Source organism: Pseudomonas lini (assembly GCF_001042905.1).
GTDB lineage: Bacteria > Pseudomonadota > Gammaproteobacteria > Pseudomonadales > Pseudomonadaceae > Aquipseudomonas > Aquipseudomonas lini.
In genome coordinates, this window is the sequence record NZ_JYLB01000002.1 from 241,700 (window position 1) to 263,279 (window position 21,580).

Genomic DNA, 21,580 nt, shown 5'->3' on the forward strand with positions numbered 1-21,580 from the left:
CGCGTCTTTTTTTGCAGCGCGAATGTGGCCCAAGAGTCAGGGCCTGGGCCTGAACATCGCTCGGGGGGAATCCTTTCCTTATTCATGATGAATCGGCCAATATTCGACGATCTTTAATCAAAAAGAGGCTAAATGATGGCAACGTTACCTGCGCTGGGGTTTGCCGGAATCGGTCTGATGGGCTTGCCGATGTGCCAACGCCTGTTGGCGGCGGGTTATCCGCTGACGGTGTGCAACCGCAACCCGGCCAAGTGCGCAGCGCTGGTCGAGGCCGGCGCGCGGCAAGTGGCGACACCGGCCGAACTGTGTCAACACGCTGATGTGGTGATGCTGTGTCTGGCCGACACTGCTGTTGTACGTGAGGTGGTGTTTGGCCCGGCGGGCGTTGCCGAGCGTGCGAAAAGCGGACAGTTGCTGGTGGATTTTTCCAGCCTGGAACCCAACGCGACGCGAGAAATGGCAAGCGCATTGGCGAGTAAAACCGGCATGAGTTGGCTCGATGCGCCAGTGTCCGGCGGGGTGGTCGGCGCCGAGGCGGGCAGCCTGGCGATCATGGTCGGTGGCGAAGCGGCAGACCTTGCGCGCGTGCGGCCGGTGTTGTTGACCCTTGGCCAGCGTGTGACCCACATGGGCGCCGTCGGTGCGGGGCAGGTGACCAAGGCCTGTAATCAGATGATCGTGGCCTGCAATGCCTTGGTCATTGCCGAAGTGGTGGCCCTGGCCGAGCGTTCCGGGGTCGACGCACGCCTGATCGCCGAAGCGCTGGCCGGTGGTTTCGCCGATTCAAAACCGTTGCAGATTCTCGCGCCGCAAATGGCCGAAAGCCGTTTCGAGCCGGTGAAATGGCACGTGCGAACGCTGCTCAAGGACCTCGACAGCGCCGTAAAATTCTCCCGTGAACAAGGCTCGGCCACACCGATCAGCGGATTGGCCGCACAACTGATGCGCCTCCATGGGGGGCAGGGGTTCCTGGAAAAGGATCCGTCGACGCTAGTGCAGCTATACCGCGAGCCAGACTCAAAGGATTGACGTTGTGCATGTGCTTGCGCTGATTGATTTCGGCCAGCACCGGACGCAACTCGGCCAGCGGCACCGGGCGGCTGAGCAGGTAGCCCTGAACGAAATCGCAGCCATGGCGTTCGAGAAAATCGTACTGCTCGAAAGTTTCGACGCCTTCGGTAACGACCTGCAAATGCAGGGTATGGGCCATGACGATAATGGCCTGGACGATTTCCATGTCCTGGGTGGCCTTGGGGATGTCCTGAATGAACGAGCGGTCGATCTTCAACGTGTTTAATGGCAGGCGCCTGAGGTAGGCCAGGGATGAATAACCGGTGCCAAAGTCATCGATCGACAACGAGACCCCGAGGGCGCGAATCTGCCGCAGCAACACCAGGGTATTGGTGATATTGCCCATCAGCGCATTCTCGGTGACTTCCAGTTCCAGTCGATGTGGTGCCACCCCGAAGGCGTGCAGGGCGTGTTCGATTTCATTGGCCAGTTCTTCTCGCGCCAGGTTCAGGGGCGAGCAATTCACCGCGATTTTGAGTTCTTCGCAATCGTGTCGGGACAGCTCGCCCAAGTCCTCGCAGGCCTTGCGCAGCACCCAGTTGTCCAGTTCGGCGATCAGGCCATTGGCTTCGGCAATGGCGATGAACCGATCCGGCGTGAGCAATCCGTGAACCGGATGTTGCCAGCGAATCAGCGCTTCAAGTTTGGTGACCTGGCCGATTCTCAAGTCATAGATCGGTTGGTAATACAGCATCAGCCCGATGTTTTCGCGCAGGGCATGACGCAGTTCCTCTTCGAGTTGTAACTCCAGAGTGGCGCGGGTTTTCAGGTTTGAACTGAAAAAATGCAGAGCGTTACGACCGCAATCCTTGGACTGGTACAGCGCCAGGTCGGCGTTTTTCAGCAGTTCTTCACAGGTCTTGCCGTCTTCTGGAAACAGGCTGATGCCGATGCTGGTGGTCATGACCATGCGCCGTCCGGACAACTCGATGGGCTCCTTCATTTTCAGCATGATGCGTTGAGCCATTTGCCGCGCTTCTTCACGGTCGTACAGGGTGATGAGGATGCAGAATTCGTCGCCTCCAAAGCGCGCCACCACGTCTTCATGGCTGCGCACCGCGGCTTTGATGTGGCTGGCCAGGACTTTGAGCAATTCGTCGCCGGCGTCATGGCCGAGGCTGTCATTGATCCGCTTGAAGTGGTCGATGTCCAGGAACATCACCGCCAGCATGCCGCCTTCGTTGGTTTTCTCGATGAGTTTCTCGGCGAAGATCTGGTTGAAGCCCCGGCGGTTGATCAGGTTGGTCAAGGGGTCATAATGCGCCACCTGTTGCAGCGACATACGTGCCTGATCCAGTTGACTGAGCAGGGCGTTGACCCGCTGCAGGTCATGCTCCTTGTGTTGCAGCTTCTTGTCCGCCAGTGCAGCGCTGATGCTGCTGCCGATGATCAGCAGCGTCATCACTGCCACCGTCAGCCCCAGTTGCAGGTGATTGTTGTCGCTGGGCAGCGGTTGAAGGCTGCCAGCGGGCAGCACCAGGTTGAACGCCGCCATGCCGGTGAAATGCATGCTGACGATGCCGGCCCCGAGCACCAGGCTGGCGGTGCATTTGAGCAATTGATGAAGCACGCCGGCGCCGTCGCGCAGGTGACTGGAAATCAACAGGGCGGCCAGGCTGGCACCGATGGCGATCACAATGGAAAGCACGAACAGAACGGGTTGGTAGTAGGCCATCGCATTCGATCGCAGGGCGGCCATGCCCACGTAATGCATGGTTGCGATGCCCAGGCCGATCCATACCGCGGCCCGCAGGTATTGCCAGAAATTCAGCTGAGGATGGCTGAGTGTGTACATGGCCAACCATGAGGCGGTCAGGGCGAATAACAGCGAGAGCAGGGTAGTGGGCAGGTGGTACTGGATTTCGATCGGCGCCTGGAACGCCAGCATGCTGATGAAATGCATGGCCCAGATACCGCCCGCCAGACACCCGGCACCGACCCAGCGCCAAAGCCGTTGAGAGGCGGATTTCTCCACATGCCCGACCCGTTCGGTCATGTCCAGCGTGGCGAAGCCGGCTGTGCAGGCGACCAGATAGGCCAGCAACACCAGAAAAGGGTTATGGGTGCAATCGAGTATGACCTGCCCGCTCTCCGGTAGCCCGGTCATGAAATGCAAACCAAGCCACTCCATAGCATGCCCCATCTCTGAATCATCCTGGCCTGCGCCATGCGCGCTGGCGAATGCTTGCAGTATAGAGGCCTTGCACGCAGCGCAAGAGGTGGTGGCACATTAATGCCAATGTTTTTGGAATGGCATTTAGAACAATTGGAAATGAATTGTTGCATGGGCCGCATTTGGCTGCGATGGATGGGTATCAGCATTACGAATAATTACAGACAGCGCTGATGAGCCTGACTAGATTGACGGTTCCGGGCTCGAATGCGTTGGCAGTGAAGCCCCAATAACAATAAAGAGACGGACCCATGCAGAACTCGACCCAAGCGGCGAATGCCTGGCGCATTCTGTTCCTGCTGTTCCTGGCCAACCTGTTCAACTTCTTCGACCGCACCATCCCGGCGATCATCATCGAGCCGATCCGCATGGAATGGCACCTCAGTGACTTTCAATTGGGGATCATCGGGACTGCATTCACCATCGTTTACGCCATTGCCGGCCTGCCCCTGGGGCGATTGGCCGATACCGGTTCGCGCAGTAAGTTGATGGGTTGGGGCCTGGCGGCATGGAGCGGGCTGACTGCGGTCAACGGGCTGGTGGGCAGTTTCTGGAGTTTCCTGATCGTGCGCATGGGCATCGGCATTGGTGAAGCCAGTTACGCGCCGGCCGCCAATTCACTGATCGGCGATTTGTTTCCGGCTCATCGTCGGGCGCGGGCCATGGGCATTTTCATGCTTGGTTTGCCGTTGGGGTTGCTGCTGGCGTTCTTCACCATCGGCTGGATGGTCAAGGCGTTCGACAGCTGGCGCGCGCCGTTCTTTATCGCGGCGGTGCCGGGGCTGATCCTGGCGGTCTTCATGTTCTTCATTAAAGAGCCGAAACGCGGCGCGGCGGAAAGCGTGCAAGTGTCTCAGGAACGCGTGGACCGGCCGATCCGTCGAGTGCTGGCGGTGCCGACTTTCCTGTGGCTGGTAATGGCGGGGCTGTGCTTCAACTTCGCGACCTATGCCTGCAACTCGTTTCTGGTGCCGATGCTGCAGCGTTATTTCCTGATGCCGTTGCAGGACGCGGCAGTGGCGACCGGGGTGATCGTCGGGGTGACCGGGTTGTTCGGCCTGACGCTCGGCGGCTGGATTGCCGACAAGATTCACCAGCGCGTGGCCAATGGGCGGCTGCTGTTCGCGGCGTTCAGCCTGATCATTTCGACGGTATGCACGGCTTGGGCGCTGCATGCCGGACGGATCGAGATCGGGGTGTTTGTCGCGGTGTTCAGCCTGGGTTGGTTGTTCGCCTACACCTTCTATACCTGCGTGTACACGGCGATTCAGGACGTGGTCGAACCGCGCCTGCGGGCTACGGCGATGGCGCTGTTCTTTGCCGGGTTATATCTGCTGGGTGGCGGATTGGGGCCGGTGGTGGTGGGCGGTTTGTCGGATCACTTCGCGCACACGGCCATGCTATCGGCTGGCGCTGAGCAGATGACTGAAGCGTTCAAGGCTGTCGGTTTGCATGACGCGATGTATCTGATTCCGGTGGCGCTGTTCTTTACCATGGTGTTTCTGTTTTTGGCCTCGCGGTGTTTTGTGCGCGACGCCAAGCGGATGAAAGAAGGGTTAGTGGCGGTGGTTGAGCCTGTGGGTTCTGCGGCGACTGCATGATCGCCTTCGCGAGCAAGCCCGCTCCCACATTTGACCGAGTCCTTTCAGGAGAAATACGGTCGAATGTGGGAGCGGGCTTGCTCGCGAAGGGGCCATCAGCGACACCACAACAATCAAGCAGACAAAAAAAGGCCCGCATCACTGCGGGCCTTTTGTTTTTGCGGGACAGGGCAGGGTTTAACCTGCCACCAACACCCGAATCGCTTCCAGTCGCAGCGCGGCTTTGTCGAGCATGGCCAGGCCTTGCTCACGTTGCTTGCGCAGGGCTACCAGTTCGCTGTCGCGCACGGTCGGGTTGACCGCTTGCAACGCGGTCAGGCGTGCCAGTTCTTCGTCGGTATCGGCGGCCAGGCGACGTTGCGCCTCGGCCACGCGCTCGGCGTGACGCGGGGTGATTTTCTCTTCGCCGGCGTTGATCCGTGGCGTCAGCTGGTCGCGCTGGGCCTGGATGAACTTGTTGGCGCTGGCGCGGGGCACGCTTTCCAGTTGATCATTCAGGGTTTCGAAAGACACTCGGGTCGACAGGTCGTTGCCGTTGGCGTCGAGCAGGCAGCGCAGGGCGGCCGGCGGCAGGTAGCGGCCCAGTTGCAGCGAGCGCGGGGCAACCACTTCGCTGACATAGAGCAGTTCCAGCAACACGGTGCCTGGTTTCAGCGCCTTGTTCTTGATCAGCGCCACGGCGGTGTTGCCCATCGAGCCGGACAGGACCAAGTCCATGCCGCCCTGAACCATCGGGTGTTCCCAAGTGATGAACTGCATGTCTTCGCGAGACAGTGCCTGGTTGCGGTCGTAGGTGATGGTCACGCCTTCGTCGTCGCCCAGCGGGAAGCTGGCGTCGAGCATTTTTTCGCTTGGCTTGAGGATCAGCGCATTTTCCGAATGGTCTTCGCTGTCGATGCCGAAGGCGTCGAACAGGGTTTCCATGTAGATCGGCAGGGCGAACTGATCGTCCTGCTCGAGGATGTCCTCGACCAGTGCATCACCTTCGCCAGCGCCACCGGAGTTGAGTTCCAGCAAGCGGTCACGACCGGTGTGCAGTTCGGCTTCCAGACGCTCACGTTCGGCGCGTGCTTCGTCGATCAGCGCTTGCCACTCGCCGTCATCGGCGGTTTCCAGCAGCGGCAGCAGGCGCGGGCCGAACTGATGCTGCAAGGCGTTGCCGGTCGGGCAGGTGTTGAGAAATGCGTTCAGCGCTTCGTGGTACCACTGGTACAGCCGTTCTTGCGGGCTGGTTTCCAGGTACGGCACGTGCAGTTCGATGATGTGCTTCTGACCGATCCGGTCGAGACGACCGATACGCTGCTCCAGCAGGTCCGGGTGCGACGGCAGGTCGAACAGCACCAAGTGGTGCGAGAACTGGAAGTTGCGACCTTCACTGCCGATTTCCGAGCAGATCAGCACTTGAGCGCCGAATTCTTCGTCGGCGAAGTAGGCGGCGGCGCGGTCACGCTCGAGGATGTTCATGCCTTCGTGGAAGACCGTGGCCGGAATACCGGAACGTACGCGCAAGGCGTCTTCCAGGTCCATGGCGGTTTCGGCGTGGGCGCAGATCACCAGCACTTTGGTGCGCTTGAGCATTTTCAGGGTGTCGATCAGCCACTCGACACGCGGGTCGAATTTCCACCAGCGCTCTTCTTCGTTGGCGTCCGGCTGGGCCTGGAAGCTGACTTCCGGATACAGCTCGGCGTGATCGCCCAATGGCAGTTCGAGGTATTCGGCCGGGCACGGCAGCGGGTACGGGTGCAGTTTGCGCTCCGGGAAACCCTGCACGGCGGCGCGGGTATTACGGAACAGCACGCGGCCGGTGCCGTGGCGGTCCAGCAATTCGCGGACCAGACGGGCGCTAGCTTCGGTGTCGCCATCGTTGACGGCGGTCAGCAGGGCTTCGCCTTCGTTGCCGAGGAAACCGTGGATGGTTTTGTGCGCTTCAGGCGACAGGCGCCCTTTATCCAGCAGCTCCTGAACGGCTTCGGCCACCGGGCGATAGTTTTCGCTCTCGGCGCGGAAGGCGTGCAGGTCATGGAAACGGTTCGGGTCGAGCAGGCGCAGACGGGCGAAGTGGCTGTCCTGACCCAGTTGTTCCGGGGTCGCGGTCAGCAGCAAGACGCCGGGAATGACTTCGGCCAGTTGCTCCACCAGTGCGTACTGAGGGCTGACCTGGTCTTCGTGCCACACCAGGTGGTGCGCTTCATCGACCACCAGCAAATCCCAGCCAGCGGCGAACAACGCGTCCTGGGCCTTCTCGTCGTCCACCAGCCATTCGAGCGCAACCAATGCAAGCTGGGTGTCTTCGAACGGGTTGGCGGCATCGCTTTCGATGAAGCGTTCTTCGTCGAACAGCGCGACTTGCAGGTTGAAGCGGCGGCGCATCTCGACCAGCCATTGGTGCTGGAGGTTTTCCGGCACCAGGATCAACACGCGATTGGCGCGGCCCGAGAGCAGTTGGCGATGGATCACCAGACCGGCTTCGATGGTCTTGCCCAGGCCCACTTCGTCTGCCAGCAGAACGCGCGGCGCAATACGGTCGGCGACTTCACGGGCGATATGCAACTGGTGCGCGATCGGTTGCGCGCGCACGCCACCCAAGCCCCAAAGCGCGGACTGCAACTGGCGGCTGGTGTGTTCCAGGGTGTTGTAGCGCAGGGAGAACCAGGCGAGCGGGTCGATCTGTCCGGCGAACAAGCGGTCGCTGGCCAGACGGAACTGAATGAAGTTCGACAGTTGGGTTTCCGGCAGGGTGACCACTTCGTTCTGCGCGTTGAGGCCGTGGTAGACCAGCAGGCCATCGACATCGTCGACTTCTTGTACGGTCAGTTTCCAGCCTTCGAAGTGAGTGATGCTGTCACCCGGCGAAAACCGCACGCGGGTGAGGGGCGCATTCCGTAGCGCGTACTGGCGAGTCTCGCCAGTGGCCGGGTAGAGCACGGTCAACAAGCGGCCGTCCTGTGCCAGAACGGTGCCCAAACCCAGCTCGGCTTCGCTGTCACTGATCCAGCGTTGCCCCGGTTGATACTGCTGCGCCATGCTGCCTGACTCCCACCTTGAAAAAGCGGGCTATCTTAACGGAATGAGCCTTCAGGGCCAAAGGATTACATGCGCGTGCTGACTGAGGATGCGAACTTTTCGGGAGATGAAGATCAAAAGATCGCAGGCTGCGCCAGCTCCTACGGTGCCAAGCGGATCACAAGTTTGCGACCGATGGCTCAAGTCGCCATTCCCGCAGCCGACAGCCTGCTGACAGGAGACTAATAATATGCTGCCACCGATGCTCCCCTTGAGCGCCGTACCAATCACTTCACAGCAGGATCCGATTCGCCAGCGCCCGGATATTCCGCCTGTGGTGCCGGTGCAGGAAAGCTCCAACGAAAGCACCATCGACCTGCAAAAGCGCGACCCGGAAGAGGCGGGCCTGCAGCTGCGCGAGGAACAGCGTCGCAAACAAGAGCAGGAGCGCCGCCGCCGTGAGGCCGATGAGGATCCTGAAGAACACCTGGCGATTCCCGGTAATGAGCTCAATGCCGACAACACCGTACCGGTGGTGCCGTTGATGGAGGATCAACCACGTCAGGGATTGTGGGTCGATATTGAAATCTGAAGTGTCGGATCACTGGTCAGCGCCCGCGCCAGACCGCATTATTGGCGTAATCCTGTCGCCTTTGACCGGCAGTTGAATTCATTTCCAAGCGATGCACTGAACGCCATGAGCCAAGATGACAAGCTGATCGACCTCAACTCCGAACGCGCCAAGCGGGTTCATGACCTTAATGAAAAGCGCCTGAACGAAGTGCGCCAGGCGTTCGAGCAGGCGATGCCGTTGGGCAAAGCGAAGAAAAAGCCGAAGAACAAACCGAAAAAGCGTTGAAAGACCCTGCATCGGTTGATGCAGGTCAGTTATTTCCCTTCCTTTTACGCCCGTCTAGGGCGGCATTGATCCCGGTCAATTTTCTCTCCTGCCCGATTGGTTAACTTAGCCCCATCGCAACAGGGCAAGTGCAGGAGGCTAGTCATGTTTTTCGACAACGTGGTGATCGCCGGAGTGCTGACAGTCGGCCTCATGGTTCTGTTTTTTGCAGGGTTTGGATTTTTTATCTGGAAGGATTCGCATAAGCGCAAACCGTAGGTCTTTCTGGAGCAATGAGCACGCAAGGCATTTTGGGCGACTTCGGTCGCCCTTTTTTTTGTCTGCGAATTTCTATCGGGGTGTACATAGAACTACTGTGGGAGCGGGCTTGCTCGCGAAGAGGCCATGACATTCAACATCTATGTTGGCTGCTAAGCCGCCTTCGCGAGCAAGCCCGCTCCCACAGTGGATCGGTGGTGTACGCGAAAATTGCGGCAATAAAAAAGGCGCGAACCTCACGGAACGCGCCTTTTTTGGTAGCGGTGTATCAGCTACCCAGTGCCTTGGACGCCAGCCAGAACAGGCCGGCCGACAGGGCCACGGTGGCGGGCAGGGTCAGGACCCAGGCCAGCAGGATGGTTCTGACGGTGCCGCCTTGCAGGCCGCTTTTGTTCGCGACCATGGTGCCGGCCACGCCTGAAGACAGGACGTGGGTGGTGGAAACCGGCAGGCTGAAGATGTTCGCCGCGCCGATCATGCACGCGGTGGTGATCTGCGCCGACATGCCTTGAGCGTAGGTCATGCCTTGCTTGCCGATTTTCTCGCCAATGGTCAGTACCACGCGTTTCCAGCCGACCATGGTGCCCAGGCCGAGGGCCAGTGCGACCGCCAGAATCACCCAGAACGGGGCGTATTCGGTGGTGGTGGTCAGGTCTTTGCGCAGCTTGTCCAGATCAGCCTTTTCACGGGCAGCGAGGCCTGGCAGCTTGGCGACTTTCTTCGCGGTGTCGTCCAGGCAGAGCAGGTAGCGACGTACTTCGATACGACTTTCCGACGGCAGCGAATGGTAGTCGGCTACACCTTTAAGGGTGCTGAGCAAAGCTGAAATGGTCGGTTCGGTCTGTTGCGGGTTGCAACGGAATTTCTCCGGCAAATCGCCTTTCACGCTTTTACCCAGTGCCAGGAACTCGCCCAGGGATTCGCGGTTGCGCTCGTAGAACTGGCTCAGGTGCAGGGTCGCATCGCGAGTTCGTTCGATCTGGTAGGTGGTGCTGTTCAGGTCGAGAACGAACTGCGCCGGCACGATACCGATCAGCACCAGCATGATCAGGCCGATACCTTTCTGGCCATCGTTCGAGCCGTGCACGAAGCTGACAGCCATCGCGGAAATCACCAGCACCAGACGGTTCCAGAACGGCGGGTGTTTCTTGTCGTCGATCTTGCGGCGCTGTTCCGGTGTCTTGTGCATCTTGGACAGCGGGCGCCACCATTTAAGACCGATCAGCACCAGGGCTGCGATCAGGAAACCGGCCATTGGCGAGAACACCAGGGACGCACCGATATCAATCGCCTTCTGCCAGTTCACGCCATCGGCCAACGGAATATCGTTGATCAGGGCGTTGGCCAGGCCGACACCGAGGATCGAACCGATCAGCGTATGAGAGCTGGAGGCGGGGATACCGAAGTACCAGGTGCCCAGGTTCCAGGTGATGGCGGCGGCGAGCAACGAGAACACCATGGCCAGTCCGTGACCGGTGTTCACATTGATCAGCAGTTCTACCGGCAGCAAATGGACGATGGCATACGCCACGCCCACACCGCCCAGCAGCACGCCGAGGAAGTTGAACACACCGGAAAAGAACACCGCCAGATGAGGCGGCATGGCTTTGGTGTAGATAACAGTGGCCACCGCGTTTGCGGTGTCATGAAAGCCGTTGATGAACTCGAAGGCGAGGACAAAGGCCAGGGCGAGCAAGAGGCTCACAAGCACCCAAGCATCCAGTCCGCTGAATAAATCGATCATGAAGGTTTTCTGACCCGGTCGTAAGGGGGCGCGATTATGCCAGAAAAGACTGCTAATCGATGCACTTGCTGCTCATCGGTAACATTCTTCAACGAATTAATTGGTGGCAATCCCCCAAGCCCCGGGTTTTTTCAGGGTTTTACAAGTCGTTGAATTTACTTGGAAAGGCCGCAGCCACAGGGGGTTCTCCCGTCGGGGCGAGAGGCTTGAACGCTTGTGTGAAATATCTGAGAAGAGGGCCAGACAGGAGCCATTTGCCTCATTCAATGGATGAGGGGGACCGCTGCCCGCTTGTAGCGGGCGCGAAAAGCATCATCCATACAACCCGCTTTTAACGGGTGCAGACGCAGGCTCTTGAAAGGATTCAAGCCGAGGCGGTCATGGCTCTTCGGCTTTGAGTTCCTTTTCCATCTTCTGCAATTCCTGGGAGAAGGCCTGGTCCTGAACGGTGGCGCGTTTACGCCAGGGTTTGCGTTCGGGTTCGGGCTGAGCGGCGTAGGTGGTGACTTCCCCGCCGTAAACTTCCTTGTAACGTTGTTCCTGGCGCTCAAGTTCCGCGCGCAGTTCGTCTTTCGTCACAGTGCTACCTGATTGAGTTGGGATTAATTCTGGTGAAACGCGCTGCATCGATTTATTGACCACGCTCATTGAAGGGACAATGCCTGACACGGCATCGTTCCCTCGGAGCAATCAATACGTCCTTGTTGCAGGCGGCCACGGCACCAGAGAAAAACAGCTGACGTAGCATCAGTCTCCTGTTTCAGCGAGCGCGTTGGCGGAACATATGAAATGAGCGTCAGGCGCTTGCTGCGGACAGCGGCAATGGATATTGCGCTGCCGGTTGGCGGAATCGGCACGTAAAAAACCGGTCGCCACTGAGGTGTATTATAGCGGTCGATCCGAAGAACACTATCTCTTGAGAGTTAAAAGTAGTTCCTCGTGTGTGATTGTTTTGTTACTCGCAAACTTTTACCGGTAACTACGGTGCCGGTGATGCCAGTTACAGCGATGACTTTCTGGCGCCATTAAGCCGAACGAATTAGTACATCCGTGTTTCTTTAAATCGTGACCGAAAATAACAATCGTATTGCATGGGCTGAAAGCAGTATGGCTCACCATAAGCAACCACTGATTGCGATTATCGGCCCATGGTTCGATAATCGCCCAATCTTGGTGGCCGGTGGCTTGTGTGTCAGACCGGGAGCCGCTTGTAATAGTCGCTGATCCGTGTGGGAAACAACTGATATGAACGATCAAATGCGCAATTCCTTCGCTTCAGTGGCACCGCCGATCGTTGCCTCGCCCGCCAAGCGAATCCAGGCCCTGACCGGTGACCCGGATTTCATGACCTCCCTGGCCCGTGGCTTGGCGGTGGTGCAAGCGTTCCAGGAGCGCAAGCGGCACCTGACCATTGCGCAGATCAGCCATCGTACGGAAATTCCCCGCGCCGCTGTGCGACGTTGCCTGCATACCCTGATCAAACTCGGCTACGCCACCACCGACGGGCGCACCTATTCGCTGCTGCCCAAAGTACTGACCCTGGGCCATGCCTATCTGTCGTCGACTCCATTGGCGGTTTCTGCCCAGCCATACCTGGACCGCATGAGCGAGCAACTGCATGAGGCCTGCAACATGGCCACGCTGGAGGGCGATGACATTTTGTACATCGCGCGCTCGGCAACCACCCAGCGGCTGATTTCCGTCGACCTCTCGGTGGGCGGGCGACTGCCGGCCTATTGCACGTCCATGGGCAGGATTCTTCTCGCCGCGCTGGACGACACGTCACTGCGCGAATACCTCGACCATGCAGAGCTGCAAGCCAAGACCAGTCGCACGTTGCATACCCCCGAGGCGTTGCTCGAATGCCTGCAAGAGGTACGGCAACAAGGCTGGTGCATCGTCGATCAGGAACTGGAGCAGGGTCTGCGCTCGATTGCCGTTCCGGTGTACGACGCTTCTGGCCAAGTAGTGGCGGCGTTAAACGTCAGTACCCACGCCGGCCGGGTCAGTCGCAGCGAGCTGGAACAGCGTTTCTTGCCCGGTCTGCTAAGCGCCAGCCGTGATCTGAGCGCGCAACTCTTTGCCTAAGCTGTTCGATAAACGCACGGAGTCGCGTTTATCGAATTGACGCTCTTTCCCTTGGATCATTAATGTCGCGGCAGCGTCAGCCCCGGCTGGCACCTGTTCGACTGCGTTCTTTGCGTGGAATAAAAATAATGAACCAGCCTCAGTCTGCTGTAGGAAACTGCCTCGACGTGCAGTCCTTCATCAACACTCAACCCATTTCGCGCTACCAATGGCGGGTGGTGATTTTATGTTTCCTGATTGTTTTCCTCGATGGCCTCGACACTGCGGCCATGGGTTTTATTGCGCCGGCACTGTCCCAGGACTGGGGGATCGATCGCGCCAGTCTCGGCCCGGTGATGAGTGCGGCGTTGATCGGCATGGTCTTCGGTGCGCTGGGGTCTGGCCCATTGGCTGACCGCTTCGGGCGAAAAGTCGTACTGGTGGGCGCGGTGTTGGTGTTCGGCGCTTTCAGCCTGGCGTCGGCCTACAGCACCAACGTCGATCAACTGCTGGTACTGCGTTTCCTCACTGGCCTGGGCCTGGGCGCCGGCATGCCGAACGCCACCACGCTGCTGTCCGAATACACCCCGGAGCGCAAGAAATCCCTGCTGGTGACCAGCATGTTCTGCGGCTTCAACCTTGGCATGGCCGGTGGTGGGTTCATCTCGGCCAAACTGATTCCGGCCTTCGGCTGGCACAGTCTGTTGATGATCGGCGGGGTTCTGCCGCTGATCCTCGCTGTCGTCTTGCTGTTCTGGTTACCGGAATCGGCGCGCTATCTGGTGGTGCGCAACCGTGGCACGGACAAAGTGCGCAAGGCCTTGGCGCCGATCGACCCGACGGTGGTGGCTCAGGCTTCGAGCTTCAGCGTCCCGGAACAGAAAACCGTGAAGGCGCGCAATGTGTTTGCGGTGATCTTCTCCGGCACTTACAGCACCGGCACGTTGTTGTTGTGGCTGACGTACTTCATGGGCCTGGTGATTGTTTACCTGCTGACCAGTTGGTTGCCGACACTGATGCGCGACAGCGGCGCGAGCATGGAGCAGGCCGCATTCATCGGTGCGCTGTTCCAGTTCGGTGGGGTGTTGAGCGCAGTGGGTGTGGGCTGGGCGATGGACCGGTTCAATCCGCACAAGGTCATCGGCATTTTCTACTTATTCGCCGGGGTGTTTGCCTACGCGGTAGGGCAGAGCCTGGGCAACATCACATTGCTAGCGACCTTGGTATTGGTGGCCGGGATGTGCGTCAACGGTGCGCAATCGGCGATGCCGTCGCTGGCGGCGCGGTTTTACCCGACTCAAGGACGGGCGACCGGTGTGTCGTGGATGCTCGGGATTGGCCGCTTCGGCGCGATCCTCGGTGCGTGGATGGGCGCAACGTTGCTGGGCCTGGGCTGGAATTTTGAACAGGTGCTGACGGCGCTGGTGATTCCGGCTGCGTTGGCGACCACGGCGGTGGTGATCAAGGGCATGGTCAGTCATGCGGATGCGACCTGAGGGCGGGTTTCAGATTCTTCAGCGAGTCTGATGGCCTCTTCGCGGGCAAGCCCGCTCCCACAAGAATTGCGCATCAACCTGTGGGAGCGGGCTTGCCCGCGATGCTTTTAGGGATCGGTAGGGAGATAACAATCTGTTCGATAAACGAACACTCAGTCGATTATCGGATTGTTTGGCGTTTTCCAGGGGCTTACTCTTCAGTCATTCCGGCGCTGAACCTCGCGCCTTTTTCTACCACTGTCGGTTCATAACAAAACGGGAGCCTGCCCCATGGCTGAAATCCTTTCGCTGCATGACGCGATAAAGCAGTTCGTTAACGACGGCGATACCGTCGCGCTCGAAGGCTTTACTCACCTGATTCCTACGGCGGCGGGTCACGAAATCATCCGTCAGGGCAAGAAAGATCTGACCCTGGTGCGGATGACGCCTGACTTGATCTACGACCAGTTGATCGGTGCCGGTTGTGCTCGCAAGCTGATTTTCTCCTGGGGCGGTAACCCGGGCGTGGGTTCGCTGCACCGTCTGCGTGACGCGGTCGAAAGGCAGTGGCCGCATGCGCTGGAAATCGAAGAGCACAGCCACGCCGACCTGGCCAATGCCTACGTCGCGGGCGCTTCGGGCTTACCGTTCGCGGTGCTGCGTGCCTACGCCGGTTCCGACCTGCCGAAGGTCAACCCGCTGATCAAAACCGTCACGTGCCCGTTCACCGGCGAAGTGCTGGCGGCGGTGCCGTCGGTGCGCCCAGACATCACCGTGATTCACGCGCAGAAAGCCGACCGCAAAGGCAATGTGCTGCTCTGGGGCATTCTCGGCGTGCAGAAAGAAGCGGCGCTGGCCGCCAAGCGTTGCATCGTCACTGTTGAAGAAATCGTCGACGACCTCAACGCACCGATGAACGCTTGCGTGCTGCCGACCTGGGCCTTGAGCGCGGTCTGCCATGTACCGGGTGGTGCGCATCCGTCCTACGCTCACGGTTACACCGAGCGTGATAACCGTTTCTACCAGGCTTGGGACCCGATTGCCCGCGACCGTGAAACCTTCACCGCGTGGATCAACGAGTACATCCACGGTTGCGCTGACTTCAGTGAGTTCCAGGCCAAGCTGGCCGCTGCTTCGGAGGCCAAGTAATGACTTACACCACCAATGAAATGATGACCGTCGCCGCCGCCCGCCGTCTGAAAAACGGTTCGGTGTGTTTCGTCGGCATCGGCCTGCCGTCGAAAGCCGCCAACCTGGCGCGTCTGACTTCCTCGCCAGATGTAGTCCTGATCTATGAATCGGGTCCGATCGGTGCCAAGCCGAGCGTACTGCCGCTGTCGATCGGTGACGGTGAACTGGCGGAAACCGCCGACACTGTCGTCCCGACCGGTGAGATTTTTCGCTACTGGTTGCAGGGCGGGCGCATCGACGTCGGTTTTCTCGGCGCCGCGCAAGTCGACCGCTTCGGCAACATCAACACCACGGTGGTGGGTGACTACCATCAGCCGAAAGTTCGCCTGCCGGGTGCCGGTGGCGCGCCGGAGATCGCCGGTTCCGCCAAGAGCGTGCTGATCATCCTCAAGCAGTCGGCGCGTTCCTTTGTCGACAAACTCGACTTCATCACTTCGGTCGGTCATGGCGAGGGCGGTGATTCACGCAAGCGTCTCGGCCTGCCGGGCGCCGGTCCTGTCGGCATTATTACCGACCTGTGCATCATGGAACCTGAAGCGGACACCCATGAATTCGTGGTCACCGCGCTGCACCCAGGCGTGACCCGCGAGCAAGTGATTGCGGCCACCGGTTGGGCGATTCGTTTTGCCGATCAGGTGGAAAACACCGCCGAGCCAACCGATGTCGAGCTGACCGCGCTGCGCGATCTGGAAGCCCGCACCGCTGCAGCCCACGGCCAAGCACCCGGAGAAGCCTGATGCGTGACGTATATATCTGTGACGCCATTCGCACCCCCATCGGCCGTTTCGGCGGCGGCCTGTCGGCGGTTCGCGCCGATGATCTGGCCGCCGTGCCGATCAAAGCGCTGATGGCGCGCAACCCGTCGGTAGACTGGAACGCGGTAGACGAAGTGTTTCTCGGCTGTGCTAACCAGGCCGGCGAAGACAATCGCAACGTTGCGCGTATGGCGCTGTTGCTGGCCGGATTGCCGGAAACCATTCCCGGCGTGACCCTCAACCGCCTCTGCGCTTCGGGCATGGATGCCATCGGCACCGCGTTCCGTGCTATCGCCAGCGGTGAGATGGAGCTGGCGATTGCCGGCGGCGTCGAGTCGATGTCCCGTGCGCCCTTCGTGATGGGCAAGGCCGATGCCGCGTTTTCGCGCAACATGAAACTGGAAGACACCACCATTGGCTGGCGCTTCATCAACCCATTGATGAAAGCCCAATACGGCGTCGATGCGATGCCGCAGACCGCCGACAACGTGGCCGATGACTACCAGGTTTCCCGCGCCGATCAGGACGCGTTCGCCCTGCGCAGTCAGCAACGCACGGCGGCCGCGCAAGCCGCAGGATTTTTTGCCGAAGAAATCGTCGAAGTGCGGATTGCCCACAAGAAGGGTGAAAGCGTCGTTACACAAGACGAGCATCCCCGTGCCGACACGACATTGGAAACCCTGGCCAAACTCAAACCGGTCAATGGCCCGGACAAAACCGTTACCGCTGGCAACGCTTCCGGTGTGAACGATGGTGCGGCGGCGCTGATTCTGGCCTCCGGCGACGCGGTGAAGAAACATGGCCTGACTGCCCGCGCTCGGGTGTTGGGCATGTCGAGTGCCGGGGTCGCACCTAGGGTGATGGGCATCGGCCCGGTGCCAGCGGTGCGCAAATTGACTGAGCGCCTGGGCCTGGCGGTCAGCGATTTCGATGTGATCGAACTCAACGAAGCCTTCGCCAGCCAGGGCTTGGCCGTGCTGCGTGAACTGGGGTTGGCGGATGACGCAGCCCAGGTCAACCCGAACGGTGGCGCCATTGCCTTGGGTCATCCGCTGGGCATGAGCGGTGCACGCTTGGTACTGACCGCGCTGCATCAACTGGAAAAGACCGGTGGCAAGAAAGGTCTGGCGACCATGTGCGTCGGTGTCGGCCAGGGTCTGGCCTTGGCGATCGAACGCGTCTGACGCGTAGCAGTGACTAATAAGAACTGAGGAATGCTTCATGACTGACAAGCCTGGTTACCGCCGCCCGCAAGAGGGCACCCAGCCGGAGTACCTGCACCCGGCCTATCAATCCACCAACCTTCGCTCGCCGTCCAAGCCGTTGGTGTTTTTGCCTCATTCGCTGTCGGAAATCACCGGGCCGACCATTGGCGCCGATCGCATCGAGGAGCAGGACAACGACCTGACGGCGCAGCATCAGGGGGAGCCACTGGGTGAACGGATCATCATCCACGGCCGTGTGCTGGATGAAAACGGTCTGCCGGTGCCGGGGATTCTGGTGGAGATCTGGCAGGCCAACGCCGCCGGTCGCTACAACCATCCGCGCGACCTGCACGACGCGCCGCTGGACCCGAACTTCACCGGCACCGGTCGCACCGTGACCGACGCCGATGGCTGGTATCAGTTTCAGACCATCAAGCCCGGCGCCTATCCGTGGGGCAACCACCACAATGCCTGGCGCCCGGCGCACATCCATTTCTCACTGTTCGGGCCGAGTATTCTTACGCGTCTGGTGACCCAGATGTATTTCCCGGGCGACCCGTTGCTGGCCTACGACCCGATCTACAACTGCGTGCCCGATACCAGCGCCAAAGAGCGCCTGATCGCCAGTTTCGACCTGGAAAAAACTATCCCTTCCTACGCCCTCGGTTATCGCTGGGACATCGTTTTGCGCGGCCGCGACGCCACGCCGATGGAGAAATAAGATGACGCTGAACGCGACCACGTCCCACACCGTCGGGCCGTATTACCACATCGGCCTGACTTGGCTGAACCGCGAAGACCTGACCGTTGCACAGACCCTCGGCGAGCGCGTGGCGATCACCGGGCAAGTTGTCGATGGCAATGGCGACTTCGTCAATGACGCCATGCTCGAAGTGTGGCAGGCCAACGCTGCCGGCAAGTACGACCACCCCGAAGACGATCAAGACAAACCCCTGGACCCGAACTTCGAAGGTTTTGGCCGGGTGCCGGTGGATGCAGAAGGGCGTTTTCGATTTACCACGATCAAGCCGGGCACAGTGGAAGGCTTGAAAGGCACGACCCAGGCGCCGCATTTGGTGGTGCTGGTGTTTGCTCGCGGGTTGGTGAAGCACTTGTTGACTCGGATTTATTTCGACGGCGACCCGGCTAACGTGGCGGATCCGCTGCTGGAATGCGTGCCTGCTGAACGCCGTAGTACCTTGCTGGCGAAGCAGGATACTTCGGGTGTATATCAGTGGAACGTGATTCTGCAGGGAACGGATGCGGAGACTGTGTTTTTTGATTATTGAGTGAAAGCCGCAAACCTGTGGGAGCGTGGCTTGCCCGCGATAGCGTTGGGTCAGTCAACATTAATGTTGGATGTGACTCAGTCATCGCGGGCAAGCCCGCTCCCACAGGGATAGCATGGAACGGGATATTGCAACGCGTGTCTGGACTCGAAATGTTCACTGATACGTGTCGACAAAGTATTTGCACCACGACCGTTGATCTTTACGCGAGGGCCTGACCGGCCCTCGCCTGCAAGGACTGTTTATGAACCAGCGACCGGGCAATCAATTGTTCGATGCCTACTTCACTGCACGCGACATGCGTGAGGTGTTCTGCGATCAGGGCCGGGTTCAGGCCATGCTTGATTTCGAAGCGGCACTGGCCCGGGCCGAGGCACGGGTTGGCCTGATTCCGCAGACGGCTGTTGCGTCTATCGAAGCGGCATGTCGGGCCGAGCATTACGACTTCGCCGCGCTTGGTGAGGCCATTGCCACGGCAGGGAATTCGGCGATTCCGCTGGTCAAGGCGTTGGGCAAGCAGATCGCCAAGAGCAATGCCGAAGCCGAGCGTTACGTGCATCTGGGCGCGACCAGCCAGGATGCAATGGACACCGGCCTGGTGCTGCAACTGCGCCGCGCGCTGGAATTGATCGAAGCTGATCTGATGCAGCTGGGGGAAACCCTCGCTACCCAGGCCTGGCGTTACGTCGCCACGCCGTTGGCCGGGCGCACCTGGTTGCAACACGCGACGCCCGTCACCCTCGGCATGAAGATCGCCGGTTGGTTGGGGGCGGTGACGCGCAGCCGTCAGCGTCTGCTGGAACTCAAACCGCGCCTGCTGGTGCTGCAATTCGGTGGCGCATCCGGCACCCTCGCGGCCCTCGGCGAACAGGCGATGCCGATTGCCGAAGCCTTGGCCGTAGAACTGCAACTGACCTTGCCGGATCAACCCTGGCACACCCAGCGTGATCGTCTGGTGGAGTTCGGCGCGGTGCTTGGATTGATCGCCGGCAGCCTCGGCAAACTCGGCCGCGATATCAGCCTGTTGATGCAGACCGAGGCCGGCGAAGTGTTCGAGCCGTCGGCGCCGGGCAAGGGCGGTTCCTCGACCATGCCGCACAAACGCAACCCGGTGGGCGCAGCGGTGCTGATCGGCGCGGCGACGCGAGTGCCGGGTTTGCTCTCGACCTTGTTCAGTGCGATGCCGCAGGAGCACGAACGCAGCCTGGGCCTGTGGCATGCCGAATGGGAAACCCTGCCGGAGATCTGCTGTTTGGTGTCAGGCAGTTTGCAGCAAGCGCTGTTGGTGGCCGACGGACTGGAAGTGGATGCCGACCGAATGACGCGCAACCTCGACCTGACCCAGGGCCTGGTGCTGGCCGAAGCCGTGAGCATCGTGCTGGCGCAACGGGTCGGTCGCGACACCGCGCACCATCTGCTGGAGCAATGCTGCAAGCGCGCAGTGGCTGAGCAACGACATCTGCGCGCGGTACTCGGCGACGAGCCGCAAGTGACCGCCGAGCTGTCGGATGCTGAGCTCGATCGTCTGCTGGACCCCGCCCATTACCTCGGTCAGGCCCATACCTGGGTCGAGCGAGCGGTGGCTGAACATTTTGCGTTGACCTCTTGAAGGAGACTGCTGTGGCATTCGTACAACTCGCCGAGGGCGAACTGCACTACCAAATTCAAGGGCCGCAACTCGATGGCCCTATCGAGGCGCCGGTGCTGGTGCTGTCCAACTCACTGGGTACCGACCTGCACATGTGGGACGCGCAGATCCCGGCGTTCACCGAGCATTTTCGCGTGCTGCGTTTCGACACCCGTGGTCACGGCCAGTCGTTGGTGACGCCGGGGCCGTACAGCATCGAGCAACTGGGCCGTGACGTGCTGGCGCTGCTGGATGCCTTGCACATCGAACGCGCGCATTTCTGTGGTCTGTCCATGGGCGGGTTGATCGGTCAGTGGCTGGGGATCAATGCCGGTCAGCGTTTGAATAAACTGATCGTATGCAACACCGCGGCGAAAATCGGCGATCCGTCGGTGTGGAATCCACGGATCGAAACTGTGCTGCGTGACGGCACAGAGGCAATGGTTGCCCTGCGCGATGCGTCGATAGCGCGCTGGTTTACCGCAGATTTTTCCGAGGCTAATCCGGAAGTGGTGAAGCGGATCACCGACATGCTCGCGGCGACTTCGCCTGAAGGTTACGCGGCCAATTGCGCGGCGGTGCGTGACGCCGATTTCCGCGATCAGTTGTCCTCGATTCAGGTGCCGCTGCTGGTGATCGCCGGCACCGAGGACGCGGTGACGCCGCCGTCCGGCGGGCATTTCATTCAGGAGCAAGTGCGTGGCGCCGAGTACGCCGAGTTCTACGCCGCGCACCTGTCCAACGTCCAGGCCGGCGCTGCGTTCAGCGACCGGATACTGGCGTTTTTGTCAGCTCATTGAGGGGGTTGTTGTGGACGAGAAACAACGTTACGACGAGGGCCTGAACGTCCGTCGTGCGGTACTTGGCGACGCCCATGTCGACCGCAGCCTGAACGCGCTGACCGAGTTCAACTCGGAGTTCCAGGAGATGATCACCCGCCACGCCTGGGGCGACATCTGGACCCGCCCGGGCTTGCCGCGCCATACCCGCAGCCTGATCACCATCGCCATGCTGATCGGCATGAACCGCAACGAAGAACTCAAACTGCACCTGCGCGCCGCCGCCAACAACGGCGTGACCCGTGGCGAGATCAAGGAAGTGATCATGCAGAGCGCGATCTACTGCGGCATCCCTGCGGCCAACGCGACGTTCCATCTGGCTGAATCGGTGTGGGATGAGTTGGGGGTTGAATCGCGGGAATAACTGTCCACCACAACCCCTTGTGGGAGCGGGCTTGCTCGCGAAAGCGGTTTAACATTCAG

20 protein-coding genes are annotated in these 21,580 nt (G+C 60.1%); 16 read left to right on the plus strand and 4 right to left on the minus strand.

All coding sequences use genetic code 11. The annotated features are described in order from the left end of the window. Nucleotides 1–132: 132 nt before the first annotated feature. On the plus strand, nt 133–1,029 hold the full coding sequence (locus TU81_RS29335) for an NAD(P)-dependent oxidoreductase (RefSeq protein WP_082157813.1): 897 nt from the start codon (nt 133–135) through the stop codon (nt 1,027–1,029). On the opposite strand, the gene TU81_RS05520 is transcribed toward TU81_RS29335, so the two are convergent. Beyond that, nucleotides 920–3,202, minus strand: a complete 2,283-nt coding sequence (locus tag TU81_RS05520) for a putative bifunctional diguanylate cyclase/phosphodiesterase (protein WP_048393935.1) — start codon at nt 3,200–3,202, stop codon at nt 920–922. The genes TU81_RS29335 and TU81_RS05520 overlap by 110 nt on opposite strands. Nucleotides 3,203–3,495: 293 nt before the next feature. On the opposite strand from TU81_RS05520, the gene TU81_RS05525 reads away from it, so the two are divergent. Continuing rightward, a complete protein-coding gene (locus TU81_RS05525) occupies nt 3,496–4,845 on the plus strand; it encodes a spinster family MFS transporter (RefSeq protein WP_048393936.1) in 1,350 nt (449 codons plus the stop codon). A 177-nt stretch (nt 4,846–5,022) separates the two neighbouring features. Here TU81_RS05525 and rapA read toward each other — a convergent pair whose 3' ends face one another. Beyond that, nucleotides 5,023–7,869 (minus strand): RNA polymerase-associated protein RapA, encoded by a 2,847-nt coding sequence (rapA, locus tag TU81_RS05530; protein ID WP_048393937.1) that lies wholly within the window; start codon nt 7,867–7,869, stop codon nt 5,023–5,025. Nucleotides 7,870–7,938: 69 nt separating this feature from the next. Between rapA and TU81_RS30450 the strand changes: the two genes are divergently transcribed. From TU81_RS30450 to ccoM, 4 genes are all read left to right on the plus strand, one after another. Then, nucleotides 7,939–8,094, plus strand: coding sequence for a hypothetical protein (locus tag TU81_RS30450; protein ID WP_167344808.1), 156 nt, complete (start codon nt 7,939–7,941; stop codon nt 8,092–8,094). 4 nt (nt 8,095–8,098) lie between these two features. Further along, nucleotides 8,099–8,440, plus strand: a complete 342-nt coding sequence (locus tag TU81_RS05535) for a hypothetical protein (RefSeq protein WP_030132729.1) — start codon at nt 8,099–8,101, stop codon at nt 8,438–8,440. A gap of 105 nt (nt 8,441–8,545) precedes the next feature. Next, entirely contained in the window at nt 8,546–8,707 is a 162-nt protein-coding gene (locus TU81_RS30455; RefSeq protein ID WP_007935839.1) for a hypothetical protein, read from the plus strand. 144 nt (nt 8,708–8,851) lie between these two features. After that, complete coding sequence (ccoM, locus tag TU81_RS30995; protein ID WP_010462558.1) at nt 8,852–8,965, plus strand: cytochrome c oxidase subunit CcoM; 114 nt, start codon at nt 8,852–8,854, stop codon at nt 8,963–8,965. A gap of 268 nt (nt 8,966–9,233) precedes the next feature. Here the strand turns inward: ccoM and TU81_RS05545 are convergent, their stop codons facing one another. Together TU81_RS05545 and TU81_RS05550 are read right to left on the minus strand one after the other, a co-directional pair. After that, the gene (locus TU81_RS05545) at nt 9,234–10,709 is read right to left on the minus strand and encodes an inorganic phosphate transporter (protein ID WP_038979257.1); all 1,476 of its coding nucleotides are present in this window, start codon (nt 10,707–10,709) and stop codon (nt 9,234–9,236) included. Between the two features lie 378 nt (nt 10,710–11,087). Continuing rightward, a complete protein-coding gene (locus tag TU81_RS05550) occupies nt 11,088–11,288 on the minus strand; it encodes a hypothetical protein (RefSeq protein ID WP_007903846.1) in 201 nt (66 codons plus the stop codon). Nucleotides 11,289–11,954: 666 nt separating this feature from the next. Between TU81_RS05550 and pcaR the strand changes: the two genes are divergently transcribed. The 10 genes from pcaR (at nt 11,955) to pcaC (ending at nt 21,521) form a co-directional block, all read left to right on the plus strand. After that, nucleotides 11,955–12,797: a pca regulon transcriptional regulator PcaR gene (gene pcaR / locus TU81_RS05555; protein ID WP_007903845.1), complete on the plus strand. Its 843-nt coding sequence runs from the start codon at nt 11,955–11,957 to the stop codon at nt 12,795–12,797. 128 nt (nt 12,798–12,925) lie between these two features. Next, a complete protein-coding gene (locus TU81_RS05560; RefSeq protein ID WP_038979258.1) occupies nt 12,926–14,272 on the plus strand; it encodes an MFS transporter in 1,347 nt (448 codons plus the stop codon). 270 nt (nt 14,273–14,542) lie between these two features. Beyond that, on the plus strand, nt 14,543–15,400 hold the full coding sequence (locus TU81_RS05565) for a CoA transferase subunit A (protein WP_048393939.1): 858 nt from the start codon (nt 14,543–14,545) through the stop codon (nt 15,398–15,400). Further along, a complete protein-coding gene (locus TU81_RS05570; RefSeq protein WP_008005876.1) occupies nt 15,400–16,179 on the plus strand; it encodes a CoA-transferase subunit beta in 780 nt (259 codons plus the stop codon). Before TU81_RS05565 ends, TU81_RS05570 begins: the two co-directional genes overlap by 1 nt. Then, nucleotides 16,176–17,381 carry a 3-oxoadipyl-CoA thiolase gene (pcaF, locus tag TU81_RS05575; RefSeq protein ID WP_173667551.1) on the plus strand — a complete coding sequence of 402 codons (1,206 nt, stop codon included), beginning with the start codon at nt 16,176–16,178 and terminating at the stop codon, nt 17,379–17,381. Before TU81_RS05570 ends, pcaF begins: the two co-directional genes overlap by 4 nt. Nucleotides 17,382–17,418: 37 nt before the next feature. Next, entirely contained in the window at nt 17,419–18,123 is a 705-nt protein-coding gene (gene pcaH, locus TU81_RS05580; protein ID WP_038979261.1) for a protocatechuate 3,4-dioxygenase subunit beta, read from the plus strand. Between the two features lies 1 nt (nt 18,124). Next, entirely contained in the window at nt 18,125–18,691 is a 567-nt protein-coding gene (gene pcaG, locus TU81_RS05585) for a protocatechuate 3,4-dioxygenase subunit alpha (RefSeq protein WP_038979262.1), read from the plus strand. Between the two features lie 244 nt (nt 18,692–18,935). Continuing rightward, nucleotides 18,936–20,300: a 3-carboxy-cis,cis-muconate cycloisomerase gene (locus tag TU81_RS05590; protein WP_048393949.1), complete on the plus strand. Its 1,365-nt coding sequence runs from the start codon at nt 18,936–18,938 to the stop codon at nt 20,298–20,300. 11 nt (nt 20,301–20,311) lie between these two features. Then, on the plus strand, nt 20,312–21,118 hold the full coding sequence (gene pcaD / locus TU81_RS05595) for a 3-oxoadipate enol-lactonase (RefSeq protein WP_048393951.1): 807 nt from the start codon (nt 20,312–20,314) through the stop codon (nt 21,116–21,118). A 10-nt stretch (nt 21,119–21,128) separates the two neighbouring features. Then, complete coding sequence (pcaC, locus tag TU81_RS05600) at nt 21,129–21,521, plus strand: 4-carboxymuconolactone decarboxylase (protein WP_008005892.1); 393 nt, start codon at nt 21,129–21,131, stop codon at nt 21,519–21,521. Nucleotides 21,522–21,580: the final 59 nt, after the last annotated feature.

What these genes read in the sequence shown, in the direction of transcription:
- TU81_RS05535 (WP_030132729.1), top strand. Translation starts at nt 8,099, where the DNA reads ATGCTGCCACCGATGCTCCCCTTGAGCGCCGTACCAATCACTTCACAG.
- TU81_RS30450 (WP_167344808.1), top strand. Translation starts at nt 7,939, where the DNA reads ATGCGCGTGCTGACTGAGGATGCGAACTTTTCGGGAGATGAAGATCAA.
- rapA (WP_048393937.1), bottom strand. Translation starts at nt 7,869, where the DNA reads ATGGCGCAGCAGTATCAACCGGGGCAACGCTGGATCAGTGACAGCGAA.
- TU81_RS05565 (WP_048393939.1), top strand. Translation starts at nt 14,543, where the DNA reads ATGGCTGAAATCCTTTCGCTGCATGACGCGATAAAGCAGTTCGTTAAC.
- pcaG (WP_038979262.1), top strand. Translation starts at nt 18,125, where the DNA reads ATGACGCTGAACGCGACCACGTCCCACACCGTCGGGCCGTATTACCAC.
- TU81_RS29335 (WP_082157813.1), top strand. Translation starts at nt 133, where the DNA reads ATGATGGCAACGTTACCTGCGCTGGGGTTTGCCGGAATCGGTCTGATG.
- pcaH (WP_038979261.1), top strand. Translation starts at nt 17,419, where the DNA reads ATGACTGACAAGCCTGGTTACCGCCGCCCGCAAGAGGGCACCCAGCCG.
- ccoM (WP_010462558.1), top strand. Translation starts at nt 8,852, where the DNA reads ATGTTTTTCGACAACGTGGTGATCGCCGGAGTGCTGACAGTCGGCCTC.
- TU81_RS05520 (WP_048393935.1), bottom strand. Translation starts at nt 3,202, where the DNA reads ATGGAGTGGCTTGGTTTGCATTTCATGACCGGGCTACCGGAGAGCGGG.
- TU81_RS30455 (WP_007935839.1), top strand. Translation starts at nt 8,546, where the DNA reads ATGAGCCAAGATGACAAGCTGATCGACCTCAACTCCGAACGCGCCAAG.
- TU81_RS05560 (WP_038979258.1), top strand. Translation starts at nt 12,926, where the DNA reads ATGAACCAGCCTCAGTCTGCTGTAGGAAACTGCCTCGACGTGCAGTCC.
- TU81_RS05525 (WP_048393936.1), top strand. Translation starts at nt 3,496, where the DNA reads ATGCAGAACTCGACCCAAGCGGCGAATGCCTGGCGCATTCTGTTCCTG.
- TU81_RS05545 (WP_038979257.1), bottom strand. Translation starts at nt 10,709, where the DNA reads ATGATCGATTTATTCAGCGGACTGGATGCTTGGGTGCTTGTGAGCCTC.
- pcaR (WP_007903845.1), top strand. Translation starts at nt 11,955, where the DNA reads ATGAACGATCAAATGCGCAATTCCTTCGCTTCAGTGGCACCGCCGATC.
- TU81_RS05590 (WP_048393949.1), top strand. Translation starts at nt 18,936, where the DNA reads ATGAACCAGCGACCGGGCAATCAATTGTTCGATGCCTACTTCACTGCA.
- TU81_RS05570 (WP_008005876.1), top strand. Translation starts at nt 15,400, where the DNA reads ATGACTTACACCACCAATGAAATGATGACCGTCGCCGCCGCCCGCCGT.